Below are 16,752 nucleotides of genomic sequence, written 5' to 3' on the forward strand. Positions count from 1 at the left end.
CACCGGTAACGTATGACACTAAACGCTCAAAGCCTAAACCAAAGCCGGCGTGTGGTACTGTGTGGACTTCCCCTAAACTCATGCTCAAGAGTGCCTGCTGCCCTTGCTGGCAGCATGGGCAGCAGGCATTCATCGGTTAACTTGTTGCTACGGGCTACCCAATCTTTATTTGAGCGTCAGCCATGATGATCCAGTTATAAGCACTATAAGACGGCTAAGGCTGACCTGTGGAGCCTCAGGACTGTCACCAATGTAAGCCATTTCAAAGAAGTCCATTGTGCGTATCTGACCTTTTAAAAGTTATGCTATTGTTAATCATGCTGACCTTCCGGAAGTCAGCACCTCGTGGGGGAGTCATTATGTCTATGCGCGCACTCACACTCGATTTTCAAGCGATGGACAAAGAATTTCGAAAATGAATACTCATGCTGTCATAACTCAACAAAATAAGACCCAATCTGCTGCAAATGTAGCTTTTCAAAAGCAAAGCAGTGGTGAGTTTACTTGTCAGTTTGTGGACAATCGACCTGAAGCCTTTGCACAACGAAAACTGCAAGAGATAGCAAATGACAATCCACAAGCTAAGCAAACGGCTCACTTACAGGCGATGGCGAACAATCATTCTGTTCAACCACAGCAGCACATGCAAAAACAAGAAACCAACACGGGTTTGCCTGATAATCTAAGAACAGGCATGGAAAACCTATCTGGAATGTCTTTGGATGATGTAAAAGTCCATCATAACTCACCCAAACCTGCTCAACTGCAAGCGCACGCTTATGCACAGGGATTGGATATTCATTTAGGGCTTGGGCAGGAAAAACACCTCCCTCATGAAGCTTGGCATGTGGTGCAACAGAAGCAGGGACGGGTGAAGTCCACAGGAGCGAGTGCAGCCCACGGTGCAAACCAAGGGGTGTCGATTAATGACGACCCCGCTTTAGAGCGTGAAGCCGACTTAATGGGCGAGAAAGCAGCCCCCAAAAAGAGCCCTAACAGATTTCCTGTCCTCCAGGGGAAATCTGTCGCAAATGAAGGCGGATTAAACTCGCTATCATTACGCACTCAGGACAGCGTTCTTCAGGGCAAATTCGTAAAGAAACAGGGTGAGTATTACACCGTTGATGAATTAATGGGTAGTGCTACGATCACCAATATTCCAAATAAGATCTTCGTTCAATACATTTACGATCTTGCCTCAGATGAAAATGAATACGAAGCCCCTAAAGCTAAATATTTCAATTTAGATCGAATTGTGAAGTTCGCCAAAGAGAAATTTAGCAACGACTTTCATTTTGGAAAAACCGGATATGATTTAGCTGGATATGCCGAGTTTCTAAATAAAACGGAAAAGCATAACATGAACTGGTCCATGTTCATCGATGGGCAAATCGAGAAAGCAAGAGCCCGGATAGACCTACTAAAAAACCAAGTCAGGATGGATCCGGTCCATCTGGAAAAATTCAACTACGTCGCTACAACCGCGCGGCACAAAACCTTGCTGCCGGCCTACGAATTGGACAATTCCGCGGAATTCGCTGATCGGATGCATGGCGAGAAGGTCAATCCGAAGGAAAGCGTACTGCAGCAGCCGAAAGTCATTCAAGACCTAGTGCATTCGGTTTGGGCAGAGGTGGTATGGCTCGAAAAGAAATATCTCGGCAGGGACACGGCCTCGATGACGCCGATTCCGTTAATACCCGTCTGGGGGGGCACTACATCGAATGGTGCGGGTACGTTCGTATCGGGCGCCTATCAGCCCAACACAACATACCAGAAAGGGTCGACGCCCGAGGGGATCAGCACACCCTACGAACAGATCCACACCGACCGCGGCGTGGATTGGTCTGGCAACACAAAGTTCTACATTAAGGGACATCTTCTGAATGACCATATAGGCGGACCTGGTCAGCTTTATAATCTGGTACCGATCGGAGGACACAATACCGAAGAACCGGCCACACATTCCAACTGGTTGCATCTGTTTACGGTCGAGGCTGCGGCCAAGTCGAATATAGAAAAGATGCAAAAGGAGAGGTACCGCGATCCGTTCATCGGCCAAATCGTCAAGGTCGAGTATTACGTGGCAGCACTTCCGCCGTCAAGCCGGGAGGGAACCCAAAACTTGCGCTTCGTCGGTGACAATTGGCCGAGCTGGATCAGTTCTTACAAATCCGAAGTCACTAATAAGGAACCAACGGTTTTAGACCTGCTGACGTTCCTTCACACCAAATCAGATAATTTCAACATCATTCTGGATGCCGTCCGCGCCGTGGAACTGGAGACGGACTTGAATTATAGAAACACCAATGCAGGGGACATCTCACAAAAACTGCTGCGGAATGCCTATTTATGGTCGCTTGAGGACGCCCTGATCCCGACTGGCCTGAAATGGCATTTGGTCATAAGGAGCAGAGCGGACGTTGATGACACAAAATTGTTGACGGATTCCAATACCGGCACGGTTCCATCCAACAAACCTTCCCGGCTCAATATCCGATATTTAGGGGATTGAGCTCGTTAGTGCATCGAATAGCGTATGCAAGTCAAAATGTGTGAGCTAAAATAGACCACGTGACAATAAAAAAGGCGCTGTTTAAAGCGCCTTTTTTTGCATGTTGTGCATTGAGTTATTAAAACTCAGCGTTGCCCGGTGTACGCGGGAAGGCGATAACGTCGCGCACGTTACCTACACCGGTAACGTATGACACTAAACGCTCAAAGCCTAAACCAAAGCCGGCGTGTGGCACTGTGCCGTAACGGCGCAGGTCGCGGTACCAGCTGTAGTCTTCTTTATCCAGACCCATTTCAGCCAAACGCTTATCAAACTCCTCCAGGCGCTCTTCACGCTGGCTGCCACCGATAATTTCACCGATACCGGGCGCCAATACGTCCATTGCCGCTACTGTTTTGCCGTCGGCATTTAAGCGCATATAAAAGGCTTTAATGTCTTTCGGGTAGTTTTGCATAATGATCGGTGCGCCGATGTGCTCTTCAGCCAGATAGCGCTCGTGCTCAGATTGCAAATCGACACCCCATTCCACAGGGTATTCGAATTTCTTACCGCAGGTTTTTAAGATTTCGATAGCGTCGGTGTAATCCATCCGCACAAACGACGAATCAACTAACTGTTGTAAACGGGTTACGGCGGTTGGGTCGATACGCTCGGCAAAAAATGCCATATCATCGGCGCGCTCGGTAAGCACGGCTTTACACACGTACTTCAGCATATCTTCTGCCAGCTGGGCGATGTCTTTTAATTCAGCAAAGGCTACTTCTGGTTCAATCATCCAAAACTCCGCTAAATGGCGGCTGGTGTTGGAGTTCTCGGCACGGAAAGTAGGGCCAAAGGTGTAAATTTTTGACATGGCACAGGCATAGGTTTCGCCGTTTAACTGGCCGGATACGGTTAAGAAGGTTTCTTTACCGAAGAAATCTTTGCTGTAATCAATATTGCCTTTGTCAGTACGTGGCAGGTTTTCCAGATCCAGCGTACTGATGCGGAACATCTCACCGGCGCCTTCAGCGTCTGAGCCGGTAATAATAGGCGTGCTGATCCAGTAATAGCCTTGCTCATGGAAAAAGCGGTGTACCGCCTGGGCTAAACAATGCCGCACACGGGTAACGGCACCCATAATATTGGTACGGGCGCGCAGGTGGGCGTGTTCACGCAGGTATTCCATGCTGTGGCGTTTCGGTGCCATTGGATAAGTGTCCGGGTTTTCTACCCAGCCTAATACTTCAACCGCAGTGGCTTGCAGTTCAAATGCCTGGCCCTGGCCTTCAGAACGTGCCACAGTGCCGGTAACGGCTACAGAGCATGACGTTGTCAGGCGTTTTACTTCAGCTTCATAATTGGCTAAGTCTGCAGGGGCTACGGCCTGTACCGCATCAAAACAGCTGCCATCATGAATAGCTAAAAAGGAAATACCTGCTTTTGAATCGCGGCGGGTGCGGATCCAGCCTTTAACGGTGATAGACTCACCAACGGCATAGCGACCAGCTAAAACATCTTTAATAACGGCGTGCTTCATGCAACAAACTCCAGAGGGTGTAAACTTAGCAAACTGCGTAAAGCCTGTAATGATACTGAGCCAAACGCACAACACAAGTAAAAGTTATCAGGACTTTAAAATTGATTACAGAGCAGGAAAAGCCAGAAAAATATGAGCGGCGCCAGGGGCCGGATATACTGTGCCGGGCTTTTGGCTGGCTGGCAATAATAGGTTGGCTATTGTTTATTGCCGGTTTGGTGGTAGCACATTATGCCAGCCCGGAGCTGGATACCGGGCTGGTGCGCTATTGGGGCATTGAGATCCGTAGCGACTGGCACCCCAGGTTAACTGTTTATCTGCAGTATCTGCTGTGGGCGGTGGCTTTTTTCAGCGGTTTGAGTTTAATCCTTAACCGGCTGCGTTTGCGCCGCCGTGGCGATCACCTGCATTTTAATATCATTATATTGCTGCTTAGCAGCATTGGCTTGCTGCTGTACCTCTATTGGCAGGTCTAAGCTTTGAGTTGTGAGTTTTAAGTTGTGAGTTTTAAGGTATTAGTTTTGAGGTATAAGTTTTAAGGTATAAGTATTGGCTGCTTTATACTCCGGTTACCTTGCGCATGGCTGAGGTAAGTTTGCCCAGCTGCTTGCTGCTGATAATAAACGGCGGCATTACGTAAATCAGGTTATTAAACGGCCGGATCCATACGCCTAACTCAACAAACTGCTGCTGCAGTGCACCCACATCGACCTTGTTATGCATTTCCAACACACCTATAGCCCCCAGCACGCGCACATCTTTTACTAACGGCGATTGGCGGCAAGCGGCCAGTTCCTGCTGTAATTGTGCTTCAATCGCAGCTACCTGCTGTTGCCAGTCGCCTTGTGCAATCAGCGCTAAGCTGGCATTGGCGACAGCACAGGCCAGCGGGTTGGCCATAAAAGTAGGGCCGTGCATTAAACCACCAGCCTGGCTTAAGCTGATACCGCGCGCCACTTCATCAGTGCACAGTGTGGCCGCCAGCGTGATATAACCACCGCTGAGTGCCTTACCCACACACATAATATCTGGCTGAATATCAGCATGTTCACAGGCAAACAACTTGCCGCTGCGGCCAAAGCCGGTGGCAATTTCATCGGCAATTAACAGCACTTTATATTTGTCACATAAGGCTCTGGCGTGGCGCAAAAACTCCGGATGATAAAAGCGCATACCGCCATAACCCTGCACTATAGGTTCTAAAATCAGCGCGGCAATTTCGCTGTGGTTTTCTGCCAGCAGTTGCTGCAGCGGGGTAATATCGCTTTGTAAAAAGTCGCCATCAAACCGGCTTTGCGGTGCCGGTAAAAAATAATGCTGTGGTAGCAAGGCAGCGAACATATCGTGCATACCATCGACCGGATCGCATACCGCCATGGCGGCAAAAGTATCGCCATGATAACCCTTACGCAGGCTGATTAACTTTTGTTTTTGCGGTGTCTCACTGGCCAGCCAGTACTGCAATGCCATTTTAATCGCCACTTCTACCGCGATAGAGCCGCTGTCGGCCAAAAATACCTTGGTTAAATTTTGCGGCACCATACTCAACAGTTGCTTACATAGCTCAACTGCCGGCTGGTGGGTAATACCGCCAAACATTACATGCGCCATTTTGCCCAATTGCGCGGTAACCGCAGCGTTAAGGGCGGGGTGGTTATAACCATGCACCGCCGACCACCAGGATGCTGTGCCATCAATTAAGCGTTGACCATTTTCCAGCACCAGCTCACAGCCTTGTGCAGCCACCACCGGATACACCGGTAACGGGTTTTGCATGGAGGTGTAGGGGTGCCAGATATGCGTGCGATCAAAAGCTAAATCGATGCTCATTATTTAACCTGCAGTAAAGTTTTAATTCTGGTCAGCGTTGACAACGCCAAGGTGGCGGTTAGACTAGCCGAAAACACCTTTAACCTCAATTTAAACAGGGATTTTTATGCAGGCTGTTGTCCGCCACGACTGGACCCTCGCGCAGGTCAATGCACTTTATGCGCTGCCGTTTAACGACTTATTGTTTCAGGCGCAAACCGTGCACCGCCAGCACTTTAAACCGAATGAAGTGCAGGTAAGTACCTTGTTGTCGATTAAAACCGGGGCCTGTGCGGAAGATTGCAAATATTGCCCGCAAAGTGGCCACTACAATACCGGGCTGGAGCGCGAGCGCCTGCTGGAAGTAGAAAAGGTATTAACCCAGGCCAAAGCTGCCAAAGACAAAGGCGCCAGCCGCTTTTGTATGGGGGCCGCCTGGACCAACCCGAAACAGCGCGATATGCCGTATATTATTGAAATGGTGCAGGGTGTTAAAGCCATGGGGCTGGAAACCTGTATGACACTGGGCATGTTAACCGGTGAACAGGCGCAAACCCTGGCCGGGGCCGGGCTGGATTACTACAACCACAACCTGGATACCTCGCCGGAATTTTACGGCGAAATTATTACCACCCGCACTTATCAGGACCGTTTAGACACGCTAAGCCATGTGCGTGATGCCGGTATGAAAGTATGCTGCGGCGGTATTTTGGGCATGGGCGAGAGCGCCAACGACCGCTCAGCACTGTTAATGCAACTGGCTAATTTGCCGGAGCACCCACAAAGCGTGCCGATCAATATGTTGGTAAAGGTAGCCGGTACGCCACTGGAAAACGTTGACGATTTAGATGCTTTTGAGTTTATCCGCACCATAGCAGTAGCTCGCATTATGTTGCCGCAAAGCCATGTACGGTTATCGGCCGGCCGCTCACGCATGAACGAGCAAATGCAGGCGTTGTGTTTCTTCGCCGGGGCTAACTCTATTTTTTACGGCGATAAACTGCTGACTACCGACAACCCGGAAGCCGATGCCGACATGCTGTTGTTTGCCAAGCTGGGTATTCAGCCGGAGCAGCGCCATGATGTGTCTGACGAAGCGCATGAGCTGGCACTGGCCGATGCGATAAAAGAGCAGGTTAACCCTCCGCTGTTTCACGCGGCGCAGTAAAGATGCCACAGGCTAAGCTGGCGCAGTTAAGCCAGGCGCTTGAACTGCGCAGAGCACAACAACTGCTGCGCGCACCGGTAACACTTGAACGCTACGACGGCCGCTTGCTGGTTATTGCCGGCAAAAGTTACCTTAATTTTTCCGGCAATGACTATCTGGGTCTGGCAACCGCACCGCCGGTGTTGCAGGCGTATGCCGATGGCGCGGCACAGTTTGGCGCAGGCAGCAGCGGCTCGCCACTGGTTACCGGCCAGCATGCGGTGCATCAGCAGCTGAGCGACAGCTTAGCTGATTGGCTGGGCGTAGAGCGGGTATTGCTGTTCTCCTCCGGTTTTGCCGCCAACCAGGCCATGCTGCTGACACTCAGCAGTAAAGCCGACACCCTGGTACTGGATAAACTTAGCCACGCTTCATTAATTGATGCCGCACTGCACAGTGATGCCAGCTTAAAGCGCTTTGCCCACAACGATGTTGCTGCCTTGCAAAACCTGCTTAGCCAGGTAAGCCAGCCGATGGTGGTAACAGAGGGCGTATTCAGTATGGATGGCGACAGCCCCGACTTAACTGCCATGTTGGCGCTGTGCCGCAATTATGACGCACCGCTGCTGCTGGATGATGCCCACGGTTTGGGGGTGTTGGGGCCACAGGGCAGAGGCACTGCTGCGGCGCAGGGCATTAAGCAAAGTGAGCTGTTTTGTGCTATGGCCAACTTTGGTAAGGCATTGGGTACCAGCGGCGCTTTTATTGGCGGCAGTAAAATCGTGATCGATTATATCGAGCAGTTTGGCCGGCATTATATTTACAGCACGGCTTTGCCGCCGCCACTGTGTGCTGCCGTACTAAAAAGCATTGAGCTGTGCCGTGCCGATAACTGGCGGCGCGACAAACTACACAGCAACATCGCCTTGTTTCGCACTTTGGCAGAGGATCTGCCACTGCTTAATTCGCACAGCGCCATTCAGGGAGTGGTGCTGGGTAGCAGCGAGCGTGCTTTGGCTGTCAGTGAGCAATTAAAACAACAGGGTATATGGCTTAGTGCCATCCGCCCGCCAACCGTACCGCAGGGCAGTGCCCGTTTACGTATTACGCTAAGTGCGTCGCATACGGCAGAAGATATTACACTGTTGCTGCAAAAATTAAGGCAGGTGCTATGACAGCAGTTAGCGCTGCAACCGCAGAGAGTTTTATCCGCCAGGTGGCACAGAGTTTTGGTAAGGCCTGTGACAGTTATTTACCGGCAGCGCGGCTGCAGCAACAGGTGGCACTGGATGCGCTGTCTCTGTTGCCGGCCGATAAGCAAGGCCATTTGCTCGATTTGGGCTGTGGCCCGGGCTGGATCCACCCGCGCTTTGCCAGCTATTGCAGTCATTTTACCGCAGCCGATTTAAGCGCCGGTATGCTGGCTAAAGCCGCAAGCCAACGGTTGCCCGCGCATTTAGCTACACCCTTAGCTACAAACTATGTGCAAGCCGATGCGCAGCAGTTGCCACTGGCAGCGCGCAGCGTTGATAAGCTGTTTTCCAGCTTAATGCTGCAGTGGTGCGCCAAACCGGCGGCGGTATTTGCTGAAATAGACCGCGTACTCGCGCCCGGTGGCCGGGTGGTATTGACGACGTTGGTTGATGGCACTCTGGCAGAGCTGAAGCAGGCATTTGCCAGCCTGGATCAACAGCAGCATGTAAACCGCTTTTTGCCTGCTGCCGAGGTAATCGCTGCCGCAGAACCGGTTAGCAGCATTCGCTGGCAGTTTGAACAACGTTGTTACCCGCTGTTTTATCCGGACGTTATCAGCCTGGCGCGCGAGCTAAAAGCGCTGGGTGCCAATCAGGTTGCCGGCCGACAAAGCCGCGGTTTAACCGGTAAGGGCTATTGGCAACAGCTGGCTGCTGCTTATGATCTTAACCGCACCGCCCTGGGTTTACCGGCCAGTTATCAGGTATTGATTATTACCGGCTATAAAAATGCCAATTAATAGCTGCTTTATTACCGCTACTGATACCGACGCCGGCAAGACCTATGTCAGCAGCCTGCTGTTGCAGGGCTTTAAAGCGTTGGGTACAGCCGCGCTTGGCGTAAAGCCAATAGCGGCGGGGGCTGACGGCCAAGGTCGCAATGGTGACGCGTTACTGTTGCAGCAACATTCTGGTATCGCGTTACCTTATAAGGTGATCAATCCAATCTGTTATCAGGCGCCGGTGGCACCGCATCTGGCTGCCGCTAACGAGCAACGGCCGGTTGACGAAGTTCAGTTAGATACTGCCTTGGCACAATGGCAGCAATTACCGGTACAGCAATTATTAATTGAAGGCGCTGGCGGTTGGTTATTGCCGATAAGCAATCAGCGTTATCTGGCCGACTGGGTAGCCGATAAGCAGTTACCGGTGATCTTGATAGTAGGGATGAAACTGGGTTGTTTAAACCATGCCATGCTAACGGTGCGTGAAATTGAGCGCAGTGGCTGCAAGCTATTGGGCTGGGTAGCGAATTGTATTGACCCGGATATGGCGCTACTGGAGCAAAATATTGCTGATTTACGCCAGCGTATCACTGTGCCTTGTTTGGGGGTTGTACCTTTTGCGCCGGACCAGGCGCAGTATCAGCAGTTGGCGCAAGAGCTGGCTGGCAAGGTGTTAAAAATTCAAGGTTAAAACATGGCTGCCGAGCCTCAGAGGTTAGAATACCCGATCAGTCGACACAGAGTGTCTGAGCGGACGCGCAAGCGGTAGCGAGTTGCTGTGGCGAGCTTATCGGGTGTTGTAACCGGCGCCGGTGACAGTTAACTCAGGACATTAGGTTTGCCCTAAACCAACCGTTGAAGGCATGGATGCCTGAATCGAGCCTACAAGGACGTATTTACGGCGTGTTGGTGTGGGCAAACCGGTTGTCCGTGTCCAATACCGCTGCGTTATCCCAACATATCAGCTAAATCGCTGTTTTCTGCCAGTGGCGTTTTATTACCGCCGACAAACAGATAACCGCCGCCTGTACCGAGCAAGGTCAGGCTGTTGCCACTGCGTTTTAGTGCCGTACCTTCGGGCAGGGCAATAATCGGTGTAGCCGGATGCAGCTGCATAAACTCTGCTAAGCGCATATCGCGGGTTTCACCGTGAAAACCTTCCGGTTTATAGTCGGTGTAATGCGGGTTTAATTGCAGTGGTAACAGGTTTAGCGCATTAAACGAAGCCGGTTCAATAATCGGCATATCGTTAGTGGTGCGAATAGTTTCGCCAGCGATATTTGAGCCGGCACTCCAGCCGATATAGGGTACATCCTCGGTTACGCGTTCCCGGATTAATTGCACTATATCCTGTTGATATAGCTGATAAAGCAGATGAAAGGTGTTGCCGCCGCCAACAGCAATAGCCTGGGCTTGCGTCACAGCCTGGCGGGCGTCGGCAAACTGATGAATACTGCGCACCTTAATGCCCAAAGGGGCCAGTGCCTGCTGCACTGTGGCCTGGTAGTCGTCATAGTTAATGCTGACGCCGGCGTAAGGAATAAACAGCAGTTCATCCACACCCTGTAAATGCGACGTGAGCCACGCCATATAAGGCGCCAGATAAGCGCTGTTATGCGCGCGTGAACTGCTCAGTAGTAATAATTGCATGGCTAACTCCTTCATGTTGCTGCCATTGTAGTCAAAAGCACTACGGCAGACACCTTTTCTTACAAATAATCCGCTGAGATTAAATTGAAAACGGCCTCTAAGCCCATATAGTACAGTGCAGTAAACCAATTGAGGAATGCAGTATGAAGCGTATCGTTTTATTTTTAGCCACTAACCTGGCGGTTATTTTGGTGCTGAGCGTAGTGCTCAATATCGTATTCAGTTTCCTTGGTGTTGATCGCAGCAGCATTGGCGGCTTATTAGTATTCGCCGCTGTATTTGGTTTTGGCGGCTCTTTTATCTCTCTGGCCATTTCAAAATGGATGGCAAAACGTTCTACCGGCGCAGTGGTAATTGAGCAGCCACGCAATGCCACTGAACAATGGTTAATGACCACCGTAGCACGCCAGGCCAAAGCCGCCGGTATTGGTATGCCGGAAGTGGCCGTGTACGACTCGCCGGAAATGAATGCCTTTGCTACCGGCATGAACCGTAACAACGCCTTAGTTGCATTAAGCACCGGTTTGCTGCGCAATATGCGCGAAGATGAAGTGGAAGCGGTGCTGGCGCACGAAGTGTCGCACATTGCTAACGGCGATATGGTGACGCTAACGCTTATTCAGGGCGTGGTAAACACCTTTGTTATTTTCCTTGCCCGTTTGGTTGCCGGTATGCTGAACAATAACGGCAATAATAATCAGGGTGGTGGTTTAGCTTATTTTGCCACTGTTATCGTGCTGGAAATGGTATTTGGTGTACTGGCCAGTATTATCGTGATGTGGTTCTCGCGTCAACGCGAATACCGTGCCGATGCCGGTGCGGCCAAGCTGGAAGGCGGACCGAATAAAATGATCGCTGCACTAGAGCGGTTAAAGCATAACCATGAAAGCCGGCTGGAAGGCAGTATGATGGCCTTTGGTATTGCCGGTGGTGCGGCGAAATCTGAGCTATTTTTAAGCCACCCGCCGCTGGAGAAACGTATTGCGGCACTGCGCGGACGTTTTTAATCTGTAGCAGGTAAAAACAAAACGGGGCTCAATGCCCCGTTTTTGTTATGCTGGTCTTGCACTTTTTTAGTCTTGTACCTTACGCACAAATTCTGACTTTAAGCTCATGGCGCCAAAGCCATCAATTTTGCAGTCGATATCATGATCGCCATCCACCAAACGGATGTTTTTCACCTTGGTGCCAATTTTTACCACTGACGATGAACCTTTTACTTTTAAATCTTTAATCACCGTTACGCTATCGCCATCTTGCAGCACATTGCCGGCGCTATCGCGAATTTGTTTGCTGTCTGTGATGTCGACCGCATTGGCCGACCATTCATGGCCGCACTGCGGACAAATTAACAGGGCGCCATCTTCATAGGTGTAAGCAGACTGGCATGTAGGGCAGGCGGGTAAGGTACTCATAGCAGGGTTCCTGAAACGGCGCTTAAGCGCAAAAACGCGCATTATACCTCAGGCCGGCGCGGCGGTGGCACTATTAATCCTTTGAATAGCGGCAATAGCCGAACCACGCTGGCATTGGACAGTGGTTTTGCTATGGTAAGCAAAAATAACTGTACGGAGTTACTATGCAACAGGCTATGTTAGCGGCACCGAAAATAGACGCTTTTTTACCCCCACGCCGAATTTTAATGGGGCCGGGGCCATCTGATGTGCACCCTCAGGTGTTGGCAGCCCAGGCCCGGCCAACAGTTGGCCATTTAGACCCGCTGTTTATCGGCATGATGGATGAGTTAAAACAGCTGCTGCAGTATGCCTTTCAAACCAAAAACGACATGACACTGGCAGTATCAGCGCCCGGCAGTGCCGGTATGGAAACCTGCTTTGTTAATCTGTTAGAGCCCGGTGATACGGTAATCGTGTGCCGAAACGGCGTATTTGGCGAGCGCATGCGCCAGAATGTCGAACGCTGCGGTGCTACCGCTATTACGGTAGACAATGCCTGGGGCGAGCCGGTAGATCCGGCGGCAGTGGAAGCGGCATTAAAAGCTAACCCGCAGGCGAAGTATCTGGCCTTTGTGCATGCTGAAACCTCAACCGGCGCCTTGTCGGATGCGAAAACCCTGTGTGCGCTGGCACAGCAATACGACTGTTTATCTATTGTTGATGCGGTGACTTCATTAGGCGGCGTTGAGCTGCGGGTAGATGACTGGGGCATAGATGCCATTTATTCCGGCAGTCAGAAGTGTTTATCCTGTGTGCCCGGTTTATCGCCGGTGTCATTTTCCGCCAAAGCAGTGGCTCGGATTAAAGCGCGCACGCGGCCGGTTCAAAGCTGGTTTTTAGATCAAAGCCTGGTAATGAGCTACTGGAGCGGCGGTGCCAAGCGCAGCTATCACCACACGGCCCCGGTTAACGCCCTGTATGCCTTGCATGAATCGCTGCGCTTGCTGGCCGCTGAAGGGCTTGAGCAAAGCTGGCAGCGTCACAAACAAATGCATGAGCTGTTAAAACAAGGTTTAACCAATTTGGGGCTGAAGTTTGTGGTAGCCGAGCCATACCGCTTACCGCAGCTGAACAGTGTGTATATTCCGCAGGGCGTGGATGATGCTGCTGTGCGCAAACAGTTACTGGCGCAATACAACCTGGAAATAGGCGCCGGCCTGGGCGATTTGGCGGGGAAAGCCTGGCGCATTGGCCTGATGGGTTATGCCGCCAGACGTGAGAATATCGCGCTGTGTATCAAAGCGTTAGAGGATGTTCTGCGGTAGTTTATTGGCTAATCATGCCTTGTGGGTGTTTGGTCGTTTTTGTTTGGCGCGTTTTGCCGCTTCTGCTAAGTTGAAGCACAACAGCAACATAACTACACCAAATAGCTACGGGGCCACAATGAAACTACGTTACACCTTATTAAGCCTGGCTTTGCCAGGTTTATTGTCTTTGCCTGCATTGGCAGTACAGGGTTATTACCGCTCACCGGTTTTGCAGCAGGAGCAACTGGTGTTTACCGCTGAAGGCGACTTATGGCAGGGCTCGCTAAACAGCGAACAAGCCCGACGTATTACCAGCCATGCTGCAGAAGAAAGCCAGCCGCTGTTATCGCCAGATGGTAGCCAGTTGGCCTTTGTTGCCGATTATGACGGCGCGACAGAGATTTACCTGATGCCGTTAGCCGGTGGCGTAGCCAAACGTATCAGCTATGAAAACAGCCGGGTGCGTATTCAGCAATGGCTAGCCGATGGCCGTATTTTATATGCCACCGACAGCGCGGCCGGCCCGGCCAATTACTGGCTGCTGAAAACGGTTGATCCGCTAAGTTTAGTCACTGAAACCTTACCGCTGGCTGATGCCTCCGGCGGCACGATCGATGAACAGGGCGGTACCGTGTTTTTTACCCGCTTTGGTTTGCAGCTTACCGGCGACAATAGCAAGGTATACCGCGGTGGTGCCATGGGTGAGCTATGGCGCTGGACCTTGGGCAGTAAAGATGAAGCCGTACTGCTAAGCAAAGGCCACAACGGTAGTATCAGCCAGCCGCTGTTTTATCAGGGCCGGGTGTACTTTGTCAGTGATGCCGACGGTAACAGTAATATCTGGTCGGTTGCCGCTTCAGGCGGTGATTTTAAGCAGCACAGTTTTCATCAGGACTGGCGCATTGGCCGGATCAGTGTGTCAGACGGGCGCATTGTGTATCAGCTGGGTGCCGATTTACAGCTGCTACAACTGACCGATGGTCAAAGCCGTACTTTAGCGCTTGAGATACAGTCTGATTTAGTGCAACAGCGCGAACGCATTATCAGCAAACCATTGCAGTATTTTAATTCGGCTATTTATCAGGCGCAGCACGATAACAGCGATAAAGTGGTGGTAACTGCCCGCAGCCAGATAGCGGTTGCTATGCCTGGTAAACAACGGCTGGTGCAAATCAGTACACCGGCCGGCAGCCGTTCACGCGCGGCGGTGCTGTCTAAAGATGGTAAATGGGTCTATGCCATTAACGATCATAGTGGTGAAAATGAAATTTGGCGCTTCGCTGCCGACGGTTCAGCTAACGCGCAGCAATTAACCAAAGATGGCAGCGGCCATCGCTGGCAGTTGACGTTATCGCCCGATGGCGACTATCTGGCGCACGATGATAAAAACGGCGATCTGTGGCTGTTGCAGCTAAGCAGTGGCCGTAACAGCAAGGTATACAGCGGCGGTGTAGGCCTGGCCGGTTATGACGATATTAATTGGTCGGCAGACAGCAAGTTGCTGGCTTTTACGCTTAATTCCTCCAGACAAAGCCGCCCGCAGGTTGTGTTGTACAGCCTGGCTGAACAAAAAAGTGCGGTGCTGACCTCCGATAAATATACTTCATTTTCACCGGCATTCAGCCCCGATGGTCTCTGGCTGTATTTTGTCTCGGATCGGCAATTTACTGCTACTCCGGGTCACCCCTGGGGTGATCGCAACCTGGGGCCGATGTTTGACCGGCGCAGCCAGCTGTTTGCTGTTAGCTTGAAGCAGCAAGCCTGCTTTGCGTTTCGGCCGGTGCAAGAGCTGGAAAACTGTGACGACAACGCGGCTAAAGCCAGCCTGAGCGGTAAAAGAGCCTCTTTGGTGGACTGGGACGGTCTGAATACCCGCTTGTGGCAGGTACCGGTAGCGGCCGGTAATTATCAGCAACTGGCCGTCGCGGACAAACGGCTGTACCTGCTGGATCGCAACAGTGGCCAGGATAGCAAACCGGTATTAAAGCAGATTAAGTTCAGTCAAACAGAAGCTAAAGCTGAGGTGTTTGCCAGCGATATTGCTGATTATCAGTTAGCGGCTAATGGCAAAAAGCTGTTTATGCGTAAGCACAGCAGCGAGGGCGCCGGCACTATGTATGTGGTAGACGCCGGCGATAAAGCGCCTGCTGATCTGGCCAAAACCCGGCTTAATATTGACAGTTGGCAGCTGAGTATTAACCCGGCAGATGAATGGCAGCAAATGTTTGCCGACGGCTGGCGCATGCATCGTGACTTTTTATTTGATAAAGGCATGCGCGGTCTGGATTGGAACGCCAGTAAAGCGAAATACCAGCCGCTGCTGGCCAGAGTTACAGACCGGCATGAACTGGATGATATTTTTGCCCAGATGATGGGCGAGCTTAATGCGTTGCACTCGCAGGTGCGCGGTGGTGAATATCGTGCTGATGAAACAGCAGCGAAAGCCGCCAGCCTGGGGGCAGAATTTAACGCTGCTAAAGAGGGCCTGGTGATTAGCCATATCTACCGCAGCGATAGCGAATTACCGGCGCACGCCGCGCCACTGGCTAAACCCGGTGTTAATGCCAGGGTAGGTGATACCCTAATGGCTATTAACGGCCTGGCGGTAACAGATTTACCGGGCCTGACGCAGGCACTGCGTAATCAGGCCGGTAAGCAGGTGTTGTTAACTTTGCAGCGGGGCAAACAGCAATGGCAAACAGTGGTAGAGCCGGTTAGCAGTAGCCATGACAGCATGTTGCGGTATCAGGATTGGGTAACGGCTAATCAGCAGCAGGTTGCTGGCGCGACCGATAACCAACTGGGTTATTTACATTTGTATGCGATGGGCGCTAATGATATTGCCAACTTTGCCCGCGAGTTTTATGCCCACTATGATAAACCCGGTTTAATTATTGATGTAAGGCGCAACCGTGGCGGTAATATTGATAGCTGGATCATTGAAAAACTGCTGCGCCGGGCCTGGGCATTCTGGCAGCCGACCCAGGGCGATGCCTACACCAATATGCAGCAGGCGTTTCGTGGCCACCTGGTGGTGTTAACTGACCAACTGACCTACTCAGATGGTGAAACCTTCTCCGCCGGGGTTAAAGCGCTGGGGTTGGGGCCATTAATTGGTAAGCGTACTGCTGGTGCCGGTGTCTGGTTATCCGGTCGTAACCGGCTGGCGGATAACGGCATGGCGCGGGTGGCAGAAACCGCTCAGTTCGCCATGGATGGACGCTGGATTATTGAAGGCTATGGCGTAACACCGGATCAGGAAGTGGATAACTTACCTTATGCCCGCTTTAACGGCCGGGACGCGCAATTAGAGCAGGCTATAGCCTATCTGCAGCAAAGACTGCAGAGCCAACCTGTGGTACCACTGAAAGCGCAACCTATGGCAACGCCGCTGGCGGCTGATATATTGCCTTAGGGCGTTTCGCTTGCA

13 protein-coding genes are annotated in these 16,752 nt (G+C 51.5%); 9 read left to right on the plus strand and 4 right to left on the minus strand.

Features of this window, described 5'->3' with window-relative positions; all coding sequences use genetic code 11:
• Window positions 1–415: 415 nt before the first annotated feature.
• Window positions 416–2,515, plus strand: coding sequence for an eCIS core domain-containing protein (locus AR688_RS20050; RefSeq protein WP_156420355.1), 2,100 nt, complete (start codon window positions 416–418; stop codon window positions 2,513–2,515).
• A 118-nt stretch (window positions 2,516–2,633) separates the two neighbouring features.
• On the opposite strand, the gene asnS is transcribed toward AR688_RS20050, so the two are convergent.
• Entirely contained in the window at window positions 2,634–4,034 is a 1,401-nt protein-coding gene (gene asnS, locus AR688_RS18755) for an asparagine--tRNA ligase (protein ID WP_068237803.1), read from the minus strand.
• A gap of 101 nt (window positions 4,035–4,135) precedes the next feature.
• Here asnS and AR688_RS18760 point away from each other — a divergent pair, with 101 nt between their 5' ends.
• Window positions 4,136–4,510, plus strand: a complete 375-nt coding sequence (locus AR688_RS18760; RefSeq protein ID WP_068237806.1) for a hypothetical protein — start codon at window positions 4,136–4,138, stop codon at window positions 4,508–4,510.
• Between the two features lie 82 nt (window positions 4,511–4,592).
• On the opposite strand, the gene bioA is transcribed toward AR688_RS18760, so the two are convergent.
• The gene (bioA, locus tag AR688_RS18765) at window positions 4,593–5,864 is read right to left on the minus strand and encodes an adenosylmethionine--8-amino-7-oxononanoate transaminase (RefSeq protein ID WP_068237809.1); all 1,272 of its coding nucleotides are present in this window, start codon (window positions 5,862–5,864) and stop codon (window positions 4,593–4,595) included.
• Between the two features lie 106 nt (window positions 5,865–5,970).
• Here bioA and bioB point away from each other — a divergent pair, with 106 nt between their 5' ends.
• Genes bioB through bioD form a run of 4 tightly spaced genes read left to right on the plus strand, consistent with a single transcriptional unit; the run spans window position 5,971 to window position 9,659 of the window.
• Complete coding sequence (gene bioB, locus AR688_RS18770) at window positions 5,971–7,011, plus strand: biotin synthase BioB (RefSeq protein ID WP_068237811.1); 1,041 nt, start codon at window positions 5,971–5,973, stop codon at window positions 7,009–7,011.
• 2 nt (window positions 7,012–7,013) lie between these two features.
• Window positions 7,014–8,165: an aminotransferase class I/II-fold pyridoxal phosphate-dependent enzyme gene (locus AR688_RS18775; protein WP_068237814.1), complete on the plus strand. Its 1,152-nt coding sequence runs from the start codon at window positions 7,014–7,016 to the stop codon at window positions 8,163–8,165.
• Window positions 8,162–8,983: a methyltransferase domain-containing protein gene (locus AR688_RS18780; RefSeq protein WP_068237817.1), complete on the plus strand. Its 822-nt coding sequence runs from the start codon at window positions 8,162–8,164 to the stop codon at window positions 8,981–8,983. The genes AR688_RS18775 and AR688_RS18780 overlap by 4 nt, the downstream gene beginning before the upstream one ends.
• Complete coding sequence (bioD, locus tag AR688_RS18785) at window positions 8,973–9,659, plus strand: dethiobiotin synthase (protein WP_068237820.1); 687 nt, start codon at window positions 8,973–8,975, stop codon at window positions 9,657–9,659. Before AR688_RS18780 ends, bioD begins: the two co-directional genes overlap by 11 nt.
• A gap of 257 nt (window positions 9,660–9,916) precedes the next feature.
• Here bioD and pepE read toward each other — a convergent pair whose 3' ends face one another.
• Window positions 9,917–10,618: a dipeptidase PepE gene (pepE, locus tag AR688_RS18790; protein WP_068237823.1), complete on the minus strand. Its 702-nt coding sequence runs from the start codon at window positions 10,616–10,618 to the stop codon at window positions 9,917–9,919.
• 143 nt (window positions 10,619–10,761) lie between these two features.
• Here pepE and htpX point away from each other — a divergent pair, with 143 nt between their 5' ends.
• Window positions 10,762–11,625, plus strand: a complete 864-nt coding sequence (htpX, locus tag AR688_RS18795; RefSeq protein ID WP_068237826.1) for a protease HtpX — start codon at window positions 10,762–10,764, stop codon at window positions 11,623–11,625.
• Window positions 11,626–11,691: 66 nt separating this feature from the next.
• Here htpX and AR688_RS18800 read toward each other — a convergent pair whose 3' ends face one another.
• Complete coding sequence (locus AR688_RS18800) at window positions 11,692–12,033, minus strand: zinc ribbon domain-containing protein YjdM (RefSeq protein ID WP_068237829.1); 342 nt, start codon at window positions 12,031–12,033, stop codon at window positions 11,692–11,694.
• A gap of 176 nt (window positions 12,034–12,209) precedes the next feature.
• Here AR688_RS18800 and AR688_RS18805 point away from each other — a divergent pair, with 176 nt between their 5' ends.
• Together AR688_RS18805 and AR688_RS18810 are read left to right on the plus strand one after the other, a co-directional pair.
• Window positions 12,210–13,340 (plus strand): pyridoxal-phosphate-dependent aminotransferase family protein, encoded by a 1,131-nt coding sequence (locus AR688_RS18805; RefSeq protein ID WP_068238087.1) that lies wholly within the window; start codon window positions 12,210–12,212, stop codon window positions 13,338–13,340.
• 118 nt (window positions 13,341–13,458) lie between these two features.
• Complete coding sequence (locus tag AR688_RS18810) at window positions 13,459–16,737, plus strand: S41 family peptidase (RefSeq protein ID WP_068238089.1); 3,279 nt, start codon at window positions 13,459–13,461, stop codon at window positions 16,735–16,737.
• Window positions 16,738–16,752 lie beyond the last annotated feature (15 nt).

It is taken from the genome of Rheinheimera sp. EpRS3 (genome assembly GCF_001513785.1).
In the GTDB taxonomy this organism is placed as follows: Bacteria; Pseudomonadota; Gammaproteobacteria; order Enterobacterales; family Alteromonadaceae; genus Alishewanella.